Origin of the sequence: Algibacter sp. 2305UL17-15, assembly GCF_040720935.1 — a bacterium.
In the GTDB taxonomy this organism is placed as follows: domain Bacteria; phylum Bacteroidota; class Bacteroidia; order Flavobacteriales; family Flavobacteriaceae; genus Jejuia.
The window spans coordinates 134838-156990 of sequence record NZ_JBFDAE010000005.1 but is presented as its reverse complement, the minus strand read 5'-3'; the positions used below and the strand labels follow the sequence as shown (position 1 = coordinate 156990).

Sequence of the window (22153 nt, the reverse complement as noted above, 5' to 3'; positions counted from 1 at the left end):
TTTAACGCTTGATAAAAAACAGCTGTGCTGAACTTGTTTCAGTATTGAAATGATTTTTCGTCAGAGAATCATTAGTGTTTATTGTAAAAAAGCACTTTATCAAATTTCAAAATTGGGTTTTTAGCGAAAAACAGAGCTCAGAACGGAATTGAAAATCTGGACGAAGAGAAACGGAATAATTAATAGATTCTATAAGATCAATAAATATGCGTTCATCATTAATTTTAGTTTTGCTAGTTCTTTTATTTGCCTGTAATACAACTTCTTCAAATGAAGTTATAGACGGAATTCTAGAAGTCCCTGAAAATCGAAAAAAATCCAATTCTAGAACCCTCAAATTAGTTTACAAGGTGTTAAAGGCTAAAAAGGCTAACACCCAAAAAGCACCCATTGTTTTTTTACAGGGTGGTCCAGGTGGACCAACCGTGATTGAGGCAGAGTTCTGGAAAAACCATCCTCTTAGAAACAATAGGGATATTATACTAATGGATCAACGCGGAACAGGAGCTTCAGAAGCAAACTGCATCGAAATTGGAGATGCAATGTTCACTATTATGAGACAAGACCTTGACAACGAGGGCGAAATTAGGGCACTAAACTCTATATTTTCCGAATGTAAAAAAAGCATGAAAAAAGACGAGGTTGACCTTGCTGGATATACTAGCAAAGAAAATGCTGCTGATTTTGAGGATTTGCGAAAAGCGTTGGGTTATGAAAAATGGAATCTTTTTGGGGTTTCTTATGGTTCTAGGCTGGGGTTAACAATAATGCGTGATTTCCCAAACAGTATTAGAAGTACAGTATTTACGGGAATCTTTGCACCAGAAACGGATATTCTAAAAGAGAATATACCGAATTTAGAAAACTCTCTTTTTACTGTTCTTGAGCGTTGTGAGAAAAATGAAAACTGTAATAAGCGTTACCCAAATTTGAAAGAGCGCTTGTTGAAAGCAATAAAGAAATTACAATCTGACCCTTTACATTTTGACTATGAAGGCAAACTGTTCGTTCTAAACCGTCAAGATGCCTTGACAATACTTATTCTACATCTTTACGATCGTCGTTCCATAGGGAATATACCTTTACTTATTGAGGCTTTCGAAAATGGAGAAACTGAATCTCTTCTATATGCTATAAAAGCTATTGAAAATTTATCTAATTATATTAATTGGCCTATGAATTATTCGGTCATGGCTTATGAAGAACTTCCTTTTTATGACGAATTGGCTATGATTGAATCTATAAAACGATCTGAAATAGCATTTAATTTATCTATGTCTTCTGAGCTAGGCATAGGATTACTTAAGAATTGGCACTCTTACAGAGCTTCAGAGATTGAAAATCAAGCTGTAGTTTCTGAAATCCCAACACTAATGGTAAGCGGTGGTTTAGACCATGTTACTCCCGTTAGTAACGCTAAAGAAGCGATAAAGCATTTGAAAAACGGTTATGAATTAATTTTTTCAGATGAAGGTCACAATCTATTTAACCCGTGTTTTTTCCAAATAGTCGAAGATTTTCTCAACCATCCTACCCAGAGACCTAATACAGAATGTAGCTCTGAAAAGAAGCCAATCAAATGGAACTTGACGATGCCAGATCAAAAGAAGAATTAAAATGTTAGGAGATTCTCTTTTGAAAAATACATTTGAGTGACCAATTCTATTTAATGAAAACAGTTCCTTAAAACAAACTTCTCAGAAAATAAAATAACCTACAATTCAAAACCTAAATTAGCAAACAAGTGCGTTAGGAATTGAAACGACATCCTTTTTTTAAAATAATAAACATAAACTTTATTTAGAACTTTAATTTAACAGATAGCCACGTCCTTAGTCCTCGCTATGACGCTTAAAAAAAGATATAGTGGAAAGCCCGACCCTTTTTAGGGTAACGCCCAAATAAAAAAGTTTAGAATTTAAACATACTCCTGAATAATCCCAATAAGCGTATTGGCATCTTGCTCGCCGCTTTGTCGCCATTTCATTTCACCATCTTTGTAAATGATCAAGGTTGGCAAGCCTTTAACACGTAAAGCATCGGCTAGTTCCTGATTTTTTTCAACATCAATTTTAATGACTTTGGCTTTGTCGCCAAGAGCAGCCGCAACATCTCGCAACACGGGGTGCATTGCGGTAGATTGTTCATTCCATTCTGCATAAAAATCGAACAGAACAGGAATTTCAACATCAATTAGTTCCCCAAATTTTGACATATATTAATGTTTTGATATAAAATGTATTTTAAACCTGCTTGATCTTTTTTCGACACTATTTAAAAACGCCTATGCCAACAGGTTCACTCTGACTTATTTATAAAAATAAACAATTTTAGAGTATATACAACATTTCTTTGCAATTATGCTTTATTAGTGCCTTTTTTGAGTTCAATTACTGTTATTTCGGGCCAAATCCCTATGCGTCCAGGAAATGCGAGATAGCCAAATCCTCTATTAACGTGTAAATATTTGTTGGCTTCTTTATACAATCCTGCCCATTTTGGATAACGATATTTTACAGGGCTCCATTTTATGCCTAAAAGTGGAATTTCTATACCAAATTGCATCCCGTGGGTATGTCCTGCCAATGTTAAATGAATATGTTTTTCGAAATTGATGATATTGGGTTCATCAACTACAATATCATGATTATTGATATCACGTTTATTGAGTTCCATTTTGGCATAATCGAAATGGGAAGGATCGTGTGACATCAAAATATTAAACTCGTTATCTCCAATATGTTTTGTGGCTTCCTTTAAACTGCCCCGTTTAGGAAAATGTCTTGAAGCGCCCCAGTTTTCTACACCCAAAATATTAATATGTTCTCCATTGCGTTCTATGCGCCTGCTCTCATTCATCATTAAATCGAAGCCAATACTTTTGTGTACTGCCTCTAGTTCTAATTGGTTTTTTCCGATTAATTCAACATCTCCTCCGTAGGCATAATAGCCATAATCATGGTTGCCCAAAACAGAAAATTTACCGTCCTTCGCCTTAAATTTATCAAAAACAGGAATCCACTCGCCCATTTCTTCGGCTTTAGAGTTTACAATATCTCCAGTAAATAAAATCAGGTCGCTATTTTCCTTATTCACCAAATCTACGCCATAGGCAATATCCTCTTTACTTTCTAAACTTCCAGAATGGATATCGCTAATTTGAGTGATTTTATAACCGTCAAACGCATCGGGTAAATCCTCAAAATATAATTTGTGCTTTATGACTTGAAAGTTGTACTTCCCTCTAGTAATTCCGTATAAAAATGATGCAAAAGGTATGGCCGCAACGCCCAGTGCCAATTGGGAGAGAAACTGTCTCCTGCTATTAGAATCTACCTCGTTATTGGTTATTTTACGAACGGCATATGAACCCACTCTAAATAGATCTTCGCCCAGCATAAATAGTGTAATAAACATTATGGGCAGAAACCAAGTAAATAAAAATGCCAATGCATAACCATGCGCATGTGTAAAACTTTCCCCTCTTACAAAATTGGTGTAGCGGTAGATAAAATTGGCCATTACCAGTACCGATATCAACCAATATCCAGCATAAACCCAAATATTTTTTGTAACGGTTCTTATAGCCTGAAAGCCATAAAAACTAACAAAAAGACATAATAAAATGAGAATTATCCAGCGCGACATGTTTTTTTATTCAAATATAGCGGTATTCAAAATTACTATTTGAAAAATTGGAGATATTTAACTATTGGTTAAGAAATTAGTATTTTAACAAAAAAATAATCCAAATACATTATGAAACACCTTTCCACTTTATTTATTTCATGCTGCATATTAAATATTACAGCCCTATTTGCCCAAGATTTTGACTCAAAATTTGAAAAACTAGCTCAAGATTTATCTCATAAAATAGATACGAAAGGCAAAAAAAAGATTGCTGTTTGGGGTTTCGTAACGGAAGGTGGCGAACGCACGGCTTTAGGAAATTATTTAACCGAAGACTTTTCTATTTACATGACCAATTTTGCTGATAATTTCGAAATTATAGATAGAAAACATTTAGATATAATTCTTAAAGAGCATAAACTAAATTCTGAAGGTTATATTGACAAAGCCACAGCAAAAGAACTACAAAAAATTATAGCCGTTGATGCTATTGTTACTGGTACTTATACCGTTTTAAGCAGCACAATAAAAGTACGCGCTAAAGCATTAGATACTGAAACCGCGCTACAATTTGCTGCAAATATGACAAGTTTACCTATGAATGAAGATGTGAATTCTTATTTAGGTATTGCCGTAAATGGAGGCAACAATCCTAACAAAGGTTTTAACACACCTTTGAACTCTAATGAAACTATTAACAATCCTGAAACGGTTGATTCTAAGTGTAAAAAAATGAGCACAGGGGATGTTTGTTTTTCCAATTCATTAAATGAAAAGATTGTTGTTAAATTGACCTTTTTTACAACTCCTGACACTAAGTATTTCAATCATTCAAAAAAAACAATCATACTAGACGCAAAGGAAACCAAGTGTGTTTATGGATTAGTAGATAGACCTTTAAAATATCATATTGCTAAATGGAAAGATTATATAGATGATGAAAAATTTAAAGGAAATGAACACTACCTAAGTCATGACCATTATTGGAAGTATCTTAAAGACATGGGGGAACTTAAAGTAGAAACCTGCAAATCTAAAACTTACACTATCAAATAATCATTCAATTTGTTTTATAGCATTTTTCAAAGCTTCAGGTTCATTGAAACCTTGCCCAATGTGGAAGTCTGATTTTGACAAACTTTTTTGTCTTATTCCTTTTGAATCATATACTGCTATGTTCAATTCTAAATCGCAAATAGTGATTTCAGAATTTATGGTGCTTTTTCTAAATGTAGAATTCGCATTTCCAACACAAACATAGTCGGTATGCTTATCTAGCGCATCTCCTAAAACAGCCAAATTACCAGAGATTAAATTCGCTTTTATGGTTTCATTTAATTTATTGGGTATCAACAAATTGCCTGTACTATTATAATTGCTAAATATGCCATTTTGCAATTGAGACAAAACCTTATTATTTAATTGAAAATCATCTCCAAAAATAAAAATCGCCATTTCTTTGGAATCTATCCTGTTTTTAAGAGCAGGATTCAATATAGATTTTTCTAACAATTTAGGTTCTTCTTTGGGTTCTTCAGTTTTACCGACAATCTCTTTCTCTATAATTATGTCTCTGCGTTCTTCATCAGACATCAAAATTAAATCTCTACCCGTAACTGGATGCTTCCCTGATGTTGCAAAATATTCCATTGTACCAGAATTAGACACGCCTTTCCATACGGTATGGTTTGTTTTCAAATAACCGGGAAGTTCATTGCTACTTATTTTTCGGATAGCTTCAACATCTTTACTTATAAAATGGGTGCTTTTTGAGATGCTATAAACAAAAAATAATATTGCGATAAGAATTAAAATAACTAAGAATTTAAAGCTGTGTTTAGATTTTGCCTCTTTCTTTTGAACCTTAGTGCCAAATTCATTTTCGGTGCCATAATTAAACTTACCTTCTTTTGTATCAAAACCTTGTCCCGAATTTTTTCTTGGTTTTTCATCAACTTTTTTGCCTTTATCTATAAGCGCTTTTTCATTCGATCTTTGATTGCGGAATTTGAAAAAAGGTCTTGGTTTAAAGTCTATTAACCAAGCTACCAACTCATCTACTCCTTGTCGCTTTGGCTTAGTTCCATTTACTAAAAAATTAGTCACAACTCTTAATTTTCCATCTGGGTAATCCATTATGCCCTTTACATAATCTTCATCTGATTTTAATCCAAAAAATAAGGTTAACATCCTTTTATCTTCTAAACTAATTTTTTCTTCATTAAGGCATCTAACGCAGGCATTTCGTATAGAAGCAGGCGTAGAATTAAAAATGTATTTTGTTTTTCCCTCCTTAGTATCTGTATTAAATTTTTCTAAAATTGAATTTCTATAATCTTCAATTGTCTTTTGTTTCATAGTTTTTAAGAATCATACCGAATCTTTTGAAATCATTAAGAATCTTCGGAATAAGCTAGAGTTGCTAGCTATCCAACCTCCTAAATTTGTCTCAAGAAACTAGTTCATACTATATCAAGCTAATATAGAAAACAAATTTCTAATAAAAATCTTTATGCGGTTAGCCAATAACCAAATGGGAAGTGTTAAAAGCTTCCGCATTTAGATTTTACTTCCCAAAAAACTGAGTACTCAAATTTTTTAAACAGAGGCAAAAAGCCTCTACGCCATTTGGTTTAAAAACCCGAACAGGAAGAGTTATGTCAAATTTAAACAGGAAAAAATTATGAAAACATTTAAAAATTTAATTGCAGTATTGGGAATCATTTTATTAGGCACAAGCATTACCTCTTGTACTGCTGAAAGTATAGAAGACCAGACAGAAATAGCTACTGATGGCGATAAAAAAAATGTTATACCAGATCCAGATGAAGATTAATCATTATTAAAAATTACTTATTACTTTAGGGGAATGAAATTTTCAATATTTTCATTCCTCTATTTATCTTTAGTCTTTTTTCTCTTTCTTAATTGCGAAGGCAATTTTAGAGATAAAAATAACTACAAAATCCCCTTAGCTGTAAAAAAGGCAAAAGACAAAACCCTAGACACAAACACACGACTGATTTACCTTGATTCCTTTTTGAAAACCAAGAACCTAAAAAAAGATTCCTTGTTCTTGTCCTGCATCGTCTTAAAAAGAAAATTGCACTATAAATTAAAAAACTATGATAGTGCATTTTACTACGATAGATATTTGTTAAAGAACGCAAATGCAGTTTCAAACTATTTTTTTATGGGTAAAGCTAATTGGTACACGGCACTCATGCATTTTCAAAATAACGATTACGATAGTGCTTTTTATTATTATAATCAATCAAAGAAAAATTTTAAGATTGTAAACGATAGTACAAATACAGGCAAGCAATTATTGAGCATGTCCATCATCCAACAAATAGAGGATGATTATATAGGAAGCAAGGAAACCGTAGCAGAAGCCATTCCCTATCTAAAGAAAAAAAAGGATGCTAAATATTTGGCTTCATCATACAACGTACTGGCGATAAACCATCAAGAATTATTGAATTATAAGGATGCCACGACGTATTATTTAAAAGCTATTGAAACCACCAATTCTAAAGCAGATAAGTTCATTTATCAAAATAATCTTGCCACCACTTATATAGACGGCAAGCACTATAATAATGCCATTACATTATTAAGACCTATTGAGCAGGATTCTACCATACAAAAAAGCTCTGATCAATATGCTACCATTATCGATAATTTAGGCTACGCACAATGGCTTGAAGATAAGAGCAATACACAAAACCTTTTACTAAAAGCCTTGAATATAAAGATAAATAACAACGACAAGCATGGGCAAATAGCAAGCTATATCCATTTAGGTAACTTTTTTTTAAAAAAGAACCCAAATGAAGCTTTACGGTATCTTAATAAAGCTATTAAAACTTCCAAACAAATTAAAAGCCCAAAAGGAGAATTAGAGGCTTTAGAATTTTTAATGGCCTTAAAACCCAAATCCATTGTTTATAAAGACCGCTACATCGCATTAAACGATAGCTTATACAAACAAGAACTAAAAGCAAAAACCCAATTTGCTAAAATGAAATATGACGATGAAACCAACCAAAAAACCATTTTAAAACTAGAAGCTGAAAAAGCAAAACAAGCATTAGAAGTCTCAAAACAATACACCTATAAAATTATTTATTTATCTGGTGGTTTGGTTTTAATTTTAGTTGGCGGATTTATAGTTTATATTTTAAAACAACGCCACAAAAGAGAAAAACTCCAAGAAATTTACACCACCGAAACCCGAATTTCACAAAAAGTACATGATGAATTGGCAAACGACATGTACCATTTGATTAACAAAATACAGAACAAAACCAATGATAACCAAACCGATGTTGTAAACCAACTTGAAAACATATATCGGCGCACCCGAGATATTTCCCATGAAAACAGCACCATCAACTTAGATAACAACTATTTCTATTTAGAATTAAAAGAGATGTTGAACGCGTATCAGTCGCCTCAAATCCATATTTCAACTTTGGGTTTAAACAAAGCTGTTTTTCAACCTATAGACGATTCAAAAAAAATCACGATACTGCGAGTGCTACAAGAATTAATGACCAATATGAAGAAACACAGTAACGCATCAAATGTGGTCATCCGTTTTAAAAAAGACAAAAAAAACCTCCATATTGTTTATACCGATGATGGTATTGGTTTAAAAAAAACAGACCATTTTAAAGCCAACGGATTACAAAATGTGGAAAACCGTATTAAAAATTGCAACGGAACGCTTAATTTTGATTCAGACCGAAAATCAGGAGTGGCCATAAACATTTCCTTACCAATATAATGACGTGATGTTTAAAAAAGTTTTAGTTGTAGATGACCATAATAGCGTAAACTATGGCATTGTGCAGACCTTAAAAAAGAACACCCAAATTCCGCAAATTGTGTTTACGCAAAACTGTGATGATGCTTACATCAAATTCCAAAAAGCGTCATTCGATGGCAACCCTTTCGATCTTGTAATTTCCGACCTTACATTTAAACAGGGCTACCGCGAACAAAACATCACATCTGGCATAGAACTTATTAAGTTGCTCAGGGAAAAACAAGCCGATATTAAAATCATTATATATTCTGTGGAAGACAGAAAAACCAAGGTGCAATCCTTTACAGACACTTATAACATTAATGGATTTATCAGCAAGGGGAAGTATGGTTTAAAAGAACTTTTAGAGGCCATCCCAAGTGTGTGGAACAATATACTTTATACTTCAAAAGCCTTGGAATTGAGCAATCAAAACAACCTCTTTGAAATTGATGATATTGATATTTTTATATTAGAGGAACTCTCAAAAGGTACAAACCAAAAAGAAATAGCCCAATTGTTTCAACATAGAAACACAAAATCGACAAGTTTAAGCTACATTGAAAAGAAAATCAATAAACTTAAGGTCCATTTTAAGTCAAAAAACACCGTTCACTTGGTAGCCACCTGCAAAGATTTAGGAATTATCTAGCCGTTTATCTTTTTTATTTAACATTCATCTAATTTACACCCTTTTTTCGAGCACTTTACGGGAAACCGTACGGATTTTATCTGTTTGGAGGTTAGGTTTGTTGTTCAACTTAAAACCTCTCAGAAATGAAAAAATTACTATCAAGCATCCTATTATCTGCAACATTATTTTTAACGAGTTGTGGCGGTTCCATCTCTAGCGATGCCCAAGAAGTTGCAGATCTGCAATGCAAAGCAAAAAAACTACAACAAAAAGCCATGACGGGCGATGCATCTAGTATGAAAGATGCACAAGAGTTTATGGCAGAAGCAACAAATTTGGTTCAAAAAATGAATGCGAAATATTCTTCTTTAGAGGAAAAACAAGAATTTCAAGAAGCACTTTTGAAAGCTTCTTCAGATTGTAATTAACATATACATATATTTCAGATTGTTTGAGATTATTAAATAACTTTTAAAAAATGAGAACATTAACATTTAGTCACAAATTTTTGTCTTGCTTATTGCTATTAACCCTCTTTATTTCATGTTCCAAAGATGATTCGGATATAAATAAGGCTGATCCAACAGCTGTAAATCTAGATCCTAATGAGCTATCGGAGAAAGTAATTATTGCTGGAAGCAGCTACATTGAAACCGATTTACCCACACCCAACAAACAGATAAGTTTCAACCTTATTGATAATGATGATTTAGCTCTCCCCATAGAAGGTTTTAATATAACAATTAATTCAGAAAACCCCATCTTAGGTGCCTATATTCAATTTAGCGACAATAATGATATAAAAGCCAAAGGATACTTTGATGTAAACCTTCAATTAAATTCTTTTGGAAAATCAAACAGCCCTCAAGTTAAAAAGTTAAAGGGGTTAAATAACCAGACAAACATATTTGATGTAGATTTCAACGACAACATTAAAACAGGTGTTTTTTGTTACTACATCTGTGTTTATGATGAAGCTGGCAATATTAGTGCGCCTCAAAAGGTATGTACCACAATACAATTATTAGGAGGGGACTCTGTTTTGACTAATGAATGGATCTTCAAAAAAAGAGAGACTTTTGCTATTTCAGACGGGATAACCGAACCTTTTACATATAAAGTAGGGGATATTGCTTTTTCCTTTGGTGGAAGCGGCGATTGTACAGAAACTGGGCTTAGATATGAGTATAAAGGAGAGAACATACAGGGCGATGGCAAGATAATATTCAATAGCGATGGCACGTATTTGTACGAGGATAATTCGACTACAGATGTTCTCGATTATACTGCAACAAGGCAACAATGCACCCCTATTTGGTTGGAAAAGATAAATAGAAAATTCCAAAATTCAGGAGTATGGTCATATATAGAGGGCGATAATCGATTAGTATTGATTTCATATAGACGCTTCAGGCTAGATGGTGATGAAATAGCTTTTGACCAAATGAGGGAGCCTGGTAATGGAGACTTGTTTTGGGACGCTACTGTTGTCCTAAACGGTAATGAAATTCTGATTAAGAATGGTGACGGTGTTACCGAAGATTCTCTTTGGTACACATACACAAAATAACATCTAATGAAAATGTATTTTTTTTAAGAGTAAGAGAATGCAAATCGCTCATCTTTCTTTTAGATGATGAAAAAATAGAAATATCTACCACGGGTTCTTTCTATACAGATTATAACATGAAGGATCAAAGCTCAGCAGCAAATGCCAGATCTCTTATTTCAAAAGAACTATTAAAGAAAACAAACAATTCTAAGAACGTAGAATTTAGAATTATGTTAGATTCCAATAGCTCTGGAGAAGAGGAAGAAAGGGATAGAGATCTACAACACCTTGATGGTAAGTTCAAAAAAAAAAAAGAACAAAAAAGTATGAGGTAAATTTCATACTGATTATTTAAAAGAAGAACCCAATAAATAAGCTTTGGGAATTGCTATCAATAAAATCATATCATGGAACAAAAAGAAATTAACTTCGGAAAAGCAGCATTAAAAACACTTGAACTCATTATAGTAAAACCATTAACGCTGCCCTTTAAAATTTATAAAAATGCATTAATAGCGCTCTCAAACGGTAAAGCTGATGATTCTGAAGAAAGTAATTTGTCCTCAGATTTCCCTTTATACATCTGGTTAATCAGTATTTTTAATGCGCTTATTGTTTTGGCTTACCCAATAGGTGTTATTATGGCAATAAAGGGATGGAGTGGTTATTTTGGAAGTTTTGGGCTTTTTCTTGGCATTTTGGTTACTACCTATTTCTCTCCGCTGTACATAGGTTTGATTAGGGAGGTTTTACAAATTTCTTTGAAGGTGTTACTGTACTTGAAAATAATTTCTAAAAGATAAAACCCCTAGGTTATGATGAAAACAATAGTTCAAATTTTTGGGTACCTAACCGTCTTTATTCTAGCAACAAACTGTAAACAAAAATCAAAGCAAGACGATTTTTCGTGGGATGATAGTACGGCGACGGAAACGAAAAAAGCCTCTACCGTTTTAAATAACAGCAAAAAGAACAATGATCCCTTTACATTTGACGCTCAAGAAAAGAAACCAGTAGAAACGCTTTATAATGAATTAAATACAGAAATAACAGGAGACCCAACATACGGCGTGCAAGTTATTAACGGTTCGGACTTAGGAGAACAAATCCATGTGTATAATACAGACGCCCAAATTCTTTTTTTGGCAGCATCAAAACTCTGCAAGAATTTCAATTTTAATAGTGTGTTTGGTTCGTACAGAAAGGGAAATTTAAAAAATGGAAAAGAGCGCATAAAAATAGACCATTGTTGTGCGGGCTTTATACCCAGCCCCTATATAGAGCCCATGGAGTACTACCTCAATACATACTATAACTACAATGCTATTTCAGAATATAGGGACAACGTTTTTAAACTGCGCGACATACGCCAAAGTTTAGAAACCGAAAAGAGGGCAGCTTTTAATAAACTGTTGGAGGGTGTTGACCCAGAAAACCTTGTGTCTTACAAATTGGTAACAGCCTCAATAGAAGGCTACGATTTTAATACAAAAAAACTAAATATAAAGTACTATGTAAACCATAGTCAACAAATCGGCAGGAGCAATACGAAATCAAAACTAACGGCATTCCCAAAAAGCAACTATCGCTATCAATCCTCACGCACCTATCAACTGGATATGGCCGAAAACGAGGCCAAGGCAATTTTTGAGTATTATGCCAGCTTAAACGAGCGCAGTAAAAACCCTCCTTTTAAGCTGATAGTCAAAACAACCTATGCAATGGCCATACCCAAGTTGCAAACGCGTCCTTATAGTTTTGAGACCAAAATAAAGACCATAGAGTTTTATAAAATGGCTACTGGCTATCCAGTACAGCACAATAAAATTGCTGAAATACAGATCAATTACAATCAAAAAAATGACCAAAACCTTTAAAACAATAATAACCATGAAAAACTATATTGCACTACTGGCATTGGCTATCACCATAAGTTCTTGTGGGTCGGATAATTTGAGCAACTCCAAGGCCAAAGATATCCTAAAAGAATGCCTGGAAAAAAGCCCCGAACAACGTACTGCACGAATTACCATTGGCAAGGCTACTTTTAGGGACAGGGACTACGATAAGGAACTGCTACAAAAATATAAGACCCTTTTAGATGAAGGCCTTATAGAAATGACCATGATTAACGAAGTAAAAACCGGCTATAGAAAACGCAAGGAGTTTGAGGTAAAGCTAACCGAAAAAGCCTTAGAACACATGGAAAACGTGCCAGAAAACGATGGTACCGCAGAAGCCAAGACCTATAAGTATGTGGTGGATGAGGTTTTAGAAGTTCATGAAACACCATCTACTAATACAGCAGTTGTCAAAGTTAATTTTAAGGCCTCTGAAATAACACCGTTTGCCATTTTTGCCAAAAAGGAACCTTCGGAGTTTTGGCTCCAAAAACTAAAATTCACCAAAACCAGCAACGGCTGGAAATATTGTGATAATTTTTAAACAACCCTAGAATGAAGACAAAACATTATATAATTGCAGCACTTTGTTTCTCTATTTATTTAACCTCTTGTTCAAATAATGACGAAGAAATTGAAAATAAGGCAGCAGAAAACAGACCTCCAGAAAATTTTGCACTAAAAAGTATTGAAAACGAAGCCCTAAATACAGTAACATCTCCCATACTAAGCTGGGAGACCGCTATTGACCCCGACGGTGATTCCGTTTCTTATACACTATACCTAGATGAGGATGAAACTTTAACAAAAGTATATAAAGAGCATATTTCAGAAACGTCTATAACTATAGACGAGCCATTAGCGTTTTCAACAAAATACTATTGGAAAATAGCAGCTATGGATGGTAATGGGGGTACTACAGAAAGTGAAATTTTTTCTTTTACCACTATAAGTGAAAGTCTTAATTTCACATCGATTACAGACACACCTGCATTTTCCGTAAGAACTGGTTTTTCAACAGTAGTTTTCCAAAATAAGATATGGGTAATTGCAGGGCAATTTTTTGATGGAAATCAATATGTCAATAAAAATGACGTATGGTTTAGCGAAGACGGCGAAAATTGGCAAAAAGCTATCGAAAATGCCCAGTTTCCGGTAAGACATCTTCATGCATCCATTGTTTTCGACAATAAAATTTGGGTAATAGGAGGAAGGGGTGATGGAAATGACCCTGAAGATTTTTATAATGACGTCTGGTACAGCAATGATGGTATAAATTGGATAGAAGCTACATCAAATGCCTTTTCCGGAAGACATGATCATGCATTGGCTACTTTTGATAATAAAATATGGATGATTGGAGGATGGAATCTTAGTGAAGGCAGTAAAAATGATGTATGGTATAGTAAGGACGGAGTAACATGGGTTCAAGCAACTTCCGGGGCTCCTTTTCCAAAAAGGTCATCACATAGTGTGGTGGTTTTTGAGGATAAACTGTGGGTAATTGCTGGAAGTGGTAATGGAACATATCTAAATGATGTTTGGTACAGTAACGATGGAGTAACTTGGGAAGCGGCTACCAATGAAGCTTCATTTTCTAAAAGAAATAATCTAGTCACAGCCGTTTTCAATGATAAAATATGGGTTGTTGCAGGGTATAATAGCCCTAATTTTTATAATGATATTTGACACAGTGATGATGGTGTGAACTGGGTGCAAGCTGCGCCTTCCTTTTTCCCAATTAACACCTACGCTACCTTAGTATTTAATAACAAACTTTGGATCATTGGAACATTTCTTAATGGAAACGGTATTTGGGCTTTGGAATAGAACGGCCAACCAAAGTAAGCTAAAGGCTGATTGGAAAAATCTCTACCAATTATTAAGCACATAAATAATAGCTGAATTAAAATAAAGCTAACACATTAATTATAAAGAAATGAAAAAACTAGTACAACTACTTTTGGTTACTTCAGTCATCGTTATAGTTGGATGTAGCAAAGAAAGTAATAATGAAAATAATCCTTCTTCGGATGAAATTTTAGAGTCATTGGAAATTTATGTAAATGGCAAAGAGGGTATTCTTGAAATGGGAGGATTGCCTTTTTCAAATACCACCACTTTCCCGTCTATTACAAGCTATCCTGACATGATAAAAACTACAAGATCAACTACGGAACGTATTGATTTGGTATTTGATGTTGCATCACATATCAAAGAAGTCTATTTCACAATTAATGGAGCTTCTGGGTATTATGTTTTCAATAACGATGATGAGCTTACTAATGCAGAATCGGAACCCGTTAGTATAACTATCGACATTCCCTCTTCAATTAATGATGGTACTTTTAATGCGAATATTAGTGTAAGAGATGAGAACGAATCACTATCAGACTTAATTGATATTACCATTTCAATAACCGATAAAGATATTGAGAATCGGGTTATTCATTTTTCTAATTTCGCTAATAATTCTACCCTTTCAACACTAGACTTTAATACAGGGGAAGTCGTCAATATAGGACTGGTTGGTTTTCAACTAAGTGATATCGCTTTTCTTTCTAACAATCTTTATGGAGTTACATTATCATCAAACTTAATCTCAATAGATTTGGATACTGGACAGGGAACTTTAGTTGGTAATATTGGCGTTTCTAAAGTTAACGCACTTGAAGGAGGAAGTAATATACTATATGCAGCTACGAACAATGGTAAATTTTTATCAATTGACCCTCTAACAGCCAAGGGTACTATAATTGGCACTTTCGAGTCGGGTGCCGTTTCTTCTGGCGATCTGGTTTTTGATGTTAATAATGAATTTCTTTATGGGAGTTTAATTGTTCCAGGGTATTCAACAGACCGAATTGCTATCATTAATCCAAATACTGGAGAGACAAGTTTCATTGGAGAAACTGGATTTAATGACGTTTGGGGATTAGCGTTGTTTAGAAATCAGTTGCTTGGTCTCACTATAGATGGAGAATTTATTATAATTAATCCTACCACGGGAAAAGGTACATTTATAGAAAACACCGAAGCTTTTAGCGCAAGTGGAGCCGCAGCAATTAGAAAATTAGATGTAATACGGAAAAACTGATTTTAAATCAGCTCTGTAGTAAAAATAGAGATAGACATAAATAGTCATAATAGATAAATAAATTATGAAATAAAAAGCATGAATCCATTCGAACAAGCCAACAGTCCAATACTAATTACAGTTTTCATTATAGGACTTTTACTATGGCTTTTTGCAGGTCGTATGAACTACAAAAAGGACAAGTATGAATTTGAGAATACAACTAGTGGCGGAGCTGTAGAGTATAAAGACTATAAACATTTTACTAAATCTAAAAACCAAGGTAAGTTGATAGGTTGCTTAGGGAGCACTGGAATGGTTTTAATGTTCATCAGTGAATTAATTCTAGGACCTCTTTGGTTTACAAACAAATAAAACTAAAAAAATTTTACTAATCTATTGAATGTTAAATACGAATACCATAAAACTTCTTAAATATGAAAACCATCCTATTCAGTTACAAATTCATATTCATAATTTTTACAACTTTGCCGTTAGCAATGTGCTCAAATGATGATAATACAGAAGAAGAAAACCCTTTTCAACCTGTCACAATAAACCTTGACGGATTAAATATCGATACCGATGACACTTCTTTTGTTGTTGATGGTTTTCAGTTTAAAGCTACTCGTGTTAAATCTCAATCGGGTGGTATTCTTTTAGCTTACCCTAATCAAGCAAGCGATTTTAGTGTTTTAGAATTAGATTTAACAAAATCTATAGGTGTTTCTAAAATATCCATTTCACTATTTAATAATTGTAGTGGGTGTTTAGATATTCAAATTTTGAATGGCAATCAAATTGTTACTGAAGTAAAAGGAACAGAACTGGAGTCTGGAGAAAACTTAGTGGAGATAGATATAAATACAAATGTAAGTGCTTTAAGAATAGGATCGTTAGAAACAATAATATATACCATAAAACTCGAATAAATTTTAAAAAATGAAACCATTTCCTTTCAGCCACAAACTTTTGTTTATCACACTCTTCTGTTTCTATTTATCATCATGCTCAAAAGCAAACACCCATAGTATTTGACAATTATAAATTAAAAATGGGGAAAATAATGACATAGTCTATTTAGAAAATGAAGTCAATATTAGTTTTGAAAATTATGAGTTGGTTTTCTACAAAGAAAGCATAGGTTCATAAAAAAAACAAACGGGAAACCTCTCTTTTCTTATTTCTTCATATTCTATAACACTATCATTATTACAGCCTTTTTGGCAAACTCAAATGATGTGGAGTATTTAAAAAACCACAGTTAAGCCATTCTAAACGCTACATTTGAAGGCGACTTGGTTTATATGATTAAAGGAAATATATCACATCACTATGACACCCATTATTTCAAACAAGCATTAAACCCATTTTCGATTAAAAACAAGAAGTCAAGATAATCTCATTAAAAGCACTTTTTTTCCATCGCCTAAAATAATCCAACCCACATAATAAAATTTCAAATTGACAATTTTAAAACCCATTGTGTCAAATTTTATACCCTGTAGATTTTTTTAATGGCTAGCTTTGCGCAAACTTATAACTAAACATAATGAATAATCTAGACCCCAAGCTAAAAACACAATCAAGATTCATAATTTAGATCGTTCAGCAGAAAATTACCTTACATAAAAATACATCTGCAAAAACTTTAAAGATCAAACAAACATTCTGAGTAAAGAAATTAACCTATACTGCTTCATACAACCCTTACATTTTTAACTGTTTTACAAGTTAACGCTTACAAAAAAGTAGAATTGGTCTTTTTTTAATGAAAATTTTAACATAAAAACCGATAAAATGTATTTTTTAAACGACTAAAAACATATATTTGCTTTTGATTCTAAATTTAAAAATTAAATTCTCTCTACTTTTTTTAGATTTAATCTCAAGGTTTCCTCCAACCACTAAAGAAACCAATTTATTGAAAAAAAAAACCCTATGAAAACCAAAATTCCTTTTTTAGCATTTTTTTTACTGTGCATTCAAATCAGTATAAGTCAAGTTGGCGTGAATAATGTAGATCCCCAATCCATGCTGGATATAACAGCAAGCAATGTGGCAACACCAGCTAATACCGATGGAATCCTGATACCTCGTGTCGATGATTTTCCAGCTACAAATCCAACAACAACACAAAACGGTATGCTTATATTTGCCACAGGTGCAGGTACACCAACGGAAGGCTTTTATTGGTGGGATTTCAGTACCTTATCATGGATTCCATTTACAGGTGGCGGTACAGGTGCTGAAAGAATCGACGATTTAACTGATGGCAAATCTGATGTGGATGGCTCACAAGATGGCTCTTCAATTTTCTTAGGAATTACAGCTGGTGCTGCTGATGATGCTTCAGACAACGGAAATATAGGAATTGGCTATCAAGCCCTAAACGCTGCGGTTGGCAATGTAGCAAACGAGGGCGTCGAAAACGTGGCAGTAGGCTATCAAACACTTACATTAAACACATCAGGTAGAAGAAACACAGCTTTAGGATATACTGCACTAACTACCAATAGTTCAGGTCAGAGAAATACTGCCATTGGACAAGGTGCTTTAGAAGGAAACACAATTGGAGACAACAACACAGCTATTGGAGCCGTAGCACTTAATGATAACACCACAGGCGACTCTAACGTTGCCGTTGGTTACTTATCGCTTGCCACAAATACAACTGGAATAAACAATAACGCTTTGGGAAATCAGACCCTTAGGAACAATGAATTTGGAGACAAGAACACAGCCATTGGAGATTATGCTGGACGATTTTTAGATGATGAAAATTTGGTGGATCTTGATAATGATGACAATGTATATATTGGTTCAAACGCTGGAAACTCAGATATCAATGCTTCACAAAACGTATATATAGGTTCTGATGCCGGTGCTGGTCTTTATACTAGTGGCGGTAGTGGTAATGGGAATGCTGAAAATAAAAGCGGTAATATATTTATTGGATACCGTTCAGGATACAACGAAACGGGTAGTGATAAATTATACATAGAAAATTCGAGTACAGCATCACCATTGATATACGGAGAATTTGACAATAATATCCTTAGGGTTAATGGCACACTACAAGTTGATGACCCAACAGGTACCGGATATGCTTTTCCTGCTGCCGATGGTACCGCAAATCAAGTATTAACAACCGATGGTGCTGGTGCGGTAACTTGGGCTGCTGGAGGCGGTGGTACATTAGCTGCTTCTAGAGCAACTGTTACAACCAATCAAACAATAGCATCTGCAAACACATGGACCAAAGTAAATTTTGACGCTACTGATTTTGATTTAAATAACGATTATGACGAACCAAATGATGAGTTTGATGTGCCAGCAGATGGTGTTTATCGCATAACAGCAATGTACACATCAGATGCCAATGAAAACAACAGCAGAACATTTGGAATAAGAATTGTAGCTGGTGGCAACAACTATCAAGAAGTAAATTACAAGCAAATGAATGAAAATTCTAGAGCAGTAAGACAAGTTTCCGCATTGGCAGAACTAGATGCGGCTGATACAATTTATATTGAAGCAAGAGTTAACGTAGCTTCTGGTCTAACGATTGACAATACATCTAAGTTTACAAGTTTCTCTGTGGAACGTGTAAGGTAGTTTTAATAAAGATCAAAATTATTCACTAAAAGCCACAATTAAACCGTGGCTTTTTTTTATGCCCAAAAACCACCATAAGTTTTGAAGTTTTATCATTTTCAAAAAGACAATACAATGCCCAATTAAAAACACCTTTTTATAAATGTTGACGCTATTAATTGTCCGTGGGTATCCTGTCTTCATAAAAAAACCTAAAAAGCATAAACACTTATTTGTTTAAAATTAGTGCCTTGTCCATTTTTTCCAAACATAAATATTCATATCTTTAGTTTATGAGAAAAAAACGGTACTCATGTCAGAGATTCGTATTTTAATTGTAGAAGACGACCCTATTATCTGTGAAGATATTAGAGACATGCTTTCTAATGCAAACTATAACACGGTCGGTGTTGCTTATAACAAAAAAAAAGCCATCGAAACCATTGATGAACTGCAACCAGACCTCGTACTTTTGGATATAAATCTAGAAGGATATTATGAAGGTTTTGATATTGCAGAATACATTAATAAAAACTCCAAAACCCCATTTATATACCTGACGTCTTATTCTGGAAAACAAATAATAGATAGGGCAAAAAAAACCTTGCCAATGGGCTATATCGTCAAACCCTTTAACGAAAAGGAGCTCTATTCTACCATTGAAATAGCATTGTATAATTTTTCAAGATTCATGCTTCCCGTTGCCATAAATCGGGAGACTATCAATTCGTTACTAAAAACACCGTTGACACAAAAAGAATTTGAAACGCTTAAAGGGCTGTATGAAGGAAAAACTAATCAGTTATTGGCAGAAGATCAATTTGTAAGTGTAAACACTATAAAAACCCATATAAAAAACATTTACGAAAAAATGAACACCCATACCCGGCTGGAAACAATTACGGTACTCAACAAGTTATTACACTAGTTTATTTAGGAAATACAATGTTGACTTCCGTACCATTTTGGCTATTTGTAGTAACCCTTGCTTTTAATTTGTCGGCAAACAATCTAATTAAACGTTGTCCAAAAGATTCCGTTTTATGAGTTTTAGAAGTATGGATTCCAATACCGTTATCTTTAACGTCTATAATATAGTTTGTATCATTTTCTTCCATTTTTACTGTAATTGTTGGTTTTTCAGTTTTATCCAATGGAAAAGCATGTTTAAAAGCGTTTGTTATTAATTCGTTAACTATAAGCCCAATGGGAATCAAAGATTCAACATCCATCATAATGTTTTTAGCCTGAATATCGAGCTGAATCTCTCCTTCTGTTTTATTGAAGGAATTCAAGATGTTTTGCGCCAATCCTTCAAAATAGTTTTGAATATTCACCATATTTAGGTCTTCCCCAATATACAGGTTTTTGTGCAAGATTGCCATGGATTGTACCCGATTCCTTCCATTCTGCAATACTTCATATACCTTGTCGTCCTTCACATATTTAGACTGCAAATTAAGAAGGCTAGATACCATTTGTAAATTATTTTTAACCCGATGATGGGTTTCGTGCAACAGCAACTCCCTGTCCTTTAAGGCCTTTGTTATAATTTTATTTTTATGGTTAATTTTTAAATACAATTTGTATAAAGCGATGGCAGCTATAAGAAGCACCAATAATACCGTACAAGTTATTATGGCAATGGTTATAGAACGTTTTATTTTATGATCTGAAATCTCTTTTTCCTTACTCAATAAAGCAATTTCGGAATCTTTTTTTTGTTTGTTGTACAGGGCATCTTTCTCGGCAATAATCTCAATTGATTCTTTTGAATATATGGAATCGCTTATCCTTTTAAATGCCTTATAGTTTTGAAGCGCGTTTTTATAATTCCCAGTTTTTTCATACGCCTCGGCAAGCATTTCATAAGCACGCTCTTGCTGATTAAGAGACTGGTGTTCATCATAAGCAAATACATCCTTTAAATGGGCTATCGCCTCAGCAGGTCTGTTTAGCTTAATCAGCACGTCCCCAATACTTAATTTCGATTCGCATAAATTATAGGTGCTGCTTAAATTTTTACGAATGTTCAACGCTTTAAGATGCTCTTGGTAGGCCTCTTGCAGTTTGCCTTCTTTTTGGCGCAACACCCCAAGAAAATCATGATGGAACCCCATTTCCCTTAAGGTGGGAAACACTACATTAAGTGCTTTTTGTTGCATTAAATGCATCTCAGCCTTATTAAAGTCCCCTAGGTCTGTGTACACCAAGCCTAGATTGGCATTTACGCTTGCCATACCAGCACTATCCTTTAAAACTTCAAACTGTTTTAGTGCCTTTAAATATTGTTCTTCTCCTTTTTCCAACTGGTCAATATTCAAATAAAAACTAGCTAGGGCATTGTTAATGCTTGCTTTTTGTTTGGCGTCACCAATACGGTCATAAATTTCAGCGGCCTCAAGGAGGTGTTTTTGAGAGGTTACATTATTCCCCAAAAACATGGATATAGAGCCAATAAAATGGGCGCTTTTGGCAATATCCATAGAATCGTTATTCCGTTTTGAATACGCATATATATCGCCATAATATTTTAAAGCAGTACTAAAATCACCCTGCCACCTATGGCTTGCTGCAAAAATATAGTTGTTTCGCCTAATCTCACTACTGTCATTTTTATTCAGATAATTAGCTTTTAAATTAGCAGCAATGGTCTCGGCTAAATCTGGATGACGCTGCACCAGATGTTCCCCCAATAAAAACAAAGGCTCTTTCTTTTTTATACTGGCAATATTACTATCAATAATAGCCTGCAAACTATCTTGATAAGTATCCGGTTTTGCGTCCTGGGAAAATACCGCACCGTAAACACCTAATACAAAACAACAGCATTTTAAAATTTTAGTCATGTGCCAGCCATCTTAATAACACAAAGTTAGTAAACATCCATGCTTTAAAAACCACCCATAAGTATGAAAAAAAACGTCCTTTAAGTTAATAATTTTATACC

The 22153-nt window shown here is 34.0% G+C and carries 21 protein-coding genes; 17 read left to right on the top strand and 4 right to left on the bottom strand.

Annotation, left to right across the window (positions count from 1 at the left end):
- The first annotated feature begins 206 nt into the window (after nucleotides 1-206).
- On the top strand, nucleotides 207-1616 hold the full coding sequence (locus ABXQ82_RS07200; protein WP_367057049.1) for an alpha/beta hydrolase: 1410 nt from the start codon (nucleotides 207-209) through the stop codon (nucleotides 1614-1616).
- A gap of 302 nt (nucleotides 1617-1918) precedes the next feature.
- Here ABXQ82_RS07200 and ABXQ82_RS07195 read toward each other — a convergent pair whose 3' ends face one another.
- Complete coding sequence (locus tag ABXQ82_RS07195; RefSeq protein WP_367057046.1) at nucleotides 1919-2215, bottom strand: thioredoxin family protein; 297 nt, start codon at nucleotides 2213-2215, stop codon at nucleotides 1919-1921.
- A gap of 143 nt (nucleotides 2216-2358) precedes the next feature.
- Nucleotides 2359-3648: a metallophosphoesterase gene (locus tag ABXQ82_RS07190; protein ID WP_367057043.1), complete on the bottom strand. Its 1290-nt coding sequence runs from the start codon at nucleotides 3646-3648 to the stop codon at nucleotides 2359-2361.
- Between the two features lie 111 nt (nucleotides 3649-3759).
- Between ABXQ82_RS07190 and ABXQ82_RS07185 the strand changes: the two genes are divergently transcribed.
- Complete coding sequence (locus tag ABXQ82_RS07185; protein ID WP_367057041.1) at nucleotides 3760-4686, top strand: FlgO family outer membrane protein; 927 nt, start codon at nucleotides 3760-3762, stop codon at nucleotides 4684-4686.
- Here ABXQ82_RS07185 and ABXQ82_RS07180 read toward each other — a convergent pair whose 3' ends face one another.
- Entirely contained in the window at nucleotides 4687-5988 is a 1302-nt protein-coding gene (locus tag ABXQ82_RS07180; protein ID WP_367057038.1) for a hypothetical protein, read from the bottom strand.
- 325 nt (nucleotides 5989-6313) lie between these two features.
- On the opposite strand from ABXQ82_RS07180, the gene ABXQ82_RS07175 reads away from it, so the two are divergent.
- The 15 genes from ABXQ82_RS07175 (at nucleotide 6314) to ABXQ82_RS07105 (ending at nucleotide 20131) form a co-directional block, all read left to right on the top strand.
- Nucleotides 6314-6466 (top strand): hypothetical protein, encoded by a 153-nt coding sequence (locus ABXQ82_RS07175; RefSeq protein ID WP_367057035.1) that lies wholly within the window; start codon nucleotides 6314-6316, stop codon nucleotides 6464-6466.
- Between the two features lie 357 nt (nucleotides 6467-6823).
- Entirely contained in the window at nucleotides 6824-8422 is a 1599-nt protein-coding gene (locus ABXQ82_RS07170) for an ATP-binding protein (RefSeq protein WP_367057032.1), read from the top strand.
- Nucleotides 8423-8429: 7 nt separating this feature from the next.
- Nucleotides 8430-9095 (top strand): response regulator, encoded by a 666-nt coding sequence (locus tag ABXQ82_RS07165; protein WP_367057029.1) that lies wholly within the window; start codon nucleotides 8430-8432, stop codon nucleotides 9093-9095.
- Nucleotides 9096-9220: 125 nt separating this feature from the next.
- Nucleotides 9221-9505, top strand: coding sequence for a hypothetical protein (locus ABXQ82_RS07160; RefSeq protein WP_367057026.1), 285 nt, complete (start codon nucleotides 9221-9223; stop codon nucleotides 9503-9505).
- Between the two features lie 50 nt (nucleotides 9506-9555).
- Nucleotides 9556-10647 carry a hypothetical protein gene (locus tag ABXQ82_RS07155; protein WP_367057023.1) on the top strand — a complete coding sequence of 364 codons (1092 nt, stop codon included), beginning with the start codon at nucleotides 9556-9558 and terminating at the stop codon, nucleotides 10645-10647.
- Between the two features lie 116 nt (nucleotides 10648-10763).
- Nucleotides 10764-10964, top strand: coding sequence for a hypothetical protein (locus ABXQ82_RS07150; protein ID WP_367057020.1), 201 nt, complete (start codon nucleotides 10764-10766; stop codon nucleotides 10962-10964).
- 72 nt (nucleotides 10965-11036) lie between these two features.
- Entirely contained in the window at nucleotides 11037-11432 is a 396-nt protein-coding gene (locus ABXQ82_RS07145; RefSeq protein WP_367057017.1) for a hypothetical protein, read from the top strand.
- A gap of 12 nt (nucleotides 11433-11444) precedes the next feature.
- Nucleotides 11445-12506, top strand: a complete 1062-nt coding sequence (locus tag ABXQ82_RS07140; protein WP_367057014.1) for a hypothetical protein — start codon at nucleotides 11445-11447, stop codon at nucleotides 12504-12506.
- A 13-nt stretch (nucleotides 12507-12519) separates the two neighbouring features.
- Nucleotides 12520-13074, top strand: a complete 555-nt coding sequence (locus ABXQ82_RS07135) for a hypothetical protein (RefSeq protein ID WP_367057011.1) — start codon at nucleotides 12520-12522, stop codon at nucleotides 13072-13074.
- A gap of 11 nt (nucleotides 13075-13085) precedes the next feature.
- Nucleotides 13086-14219 (top strand): hypothetical protein, encoded by a 1134-nt coding sequence (locus tag ABXQ82_RS07130; protein WP_367057008.1) that lies wholly within the window; start codon nucleotides 13086-13088, stop codon nucleotides 14217-14219.
- A 250-nt stretch (nucleotides 14220-14469) separates the two neighbouring features.
- Nucleotides 14470-15627 (top strand): hypothetical protein, encoded by a 1158-nt coding sequence (locus ABXQ82_RS07125; RefSeq protein WP_367057005.1) that lies wholly within the window; start codon nucleotides 14470-14472, stop codon nucleotides 15625-15627.
- A 78-nt stretch (nucleotides 15628-15705) separates the two neighbouring features.
- A complete protein-coding gene (locus ABXQ82_RS07120) occupies nucleotides 15706-15981 on the top strand; it encodes a hypothetical protein (RefSeq protein WP_367057002.1) in 276 nt (91 codons plus the stop codon).
- 62 nt (nucleotides 15982-16043) lie between these two features.
- Entirely contained in the window at nucleotides 16044-16538 is a 495-nt protein-coding gene (locus ABXQ82_RS07115) for a hypothetical protein (RefSeq protein WP_367056999.1), read from the top strand.
- Nucleotides 16539-17547: 1009 nt separating this feature from the next.
- A complete protein-coding gene (locus ABXQ82_RS07110; RefSeq protein ID WP_367056996.1) occupies nucleotides 17548-19224 on the top strand; it encodes a hypothetical protein in 1677 nt (558 codons plus the stop codon).
- Nucleotides 19225-19516: 292 nt separating this feature from the next.
- Nucleotides 19517-20131 carry a response regulator transcription factor gene (locus ABXQ82_RS07105; RefSeq protein WP_367056993.1) on the top strand — a complete coding sequence of 205 codons (615 nt, stop codon included), beginning with the start codon at nucleotides 19517-19519 and terminating at the stop codon, nucleotides 20129-20131.
- A gap of 1 nt (nucleotide 20132) precedes the next feature.
- On the opposite strand, the gene ABXQ82_RS07100 is transcribed toward ABXQ82_RS07105, so the two are convergent.
- Nucleotides 20133-22052, bottom strand: a complete 1920-nt coding sequence (locus ABXQ82_RS07100; protein ID WP_367056990.1) for a histidine kinase dimerization/phosphoacceptor domain -containing protein — start codon at nucleotides 22050-22052, stop codon at nucleotides 20133-20135.
- Nucleotides 22053-22153 lie beyond the last annotated feature (101 nt).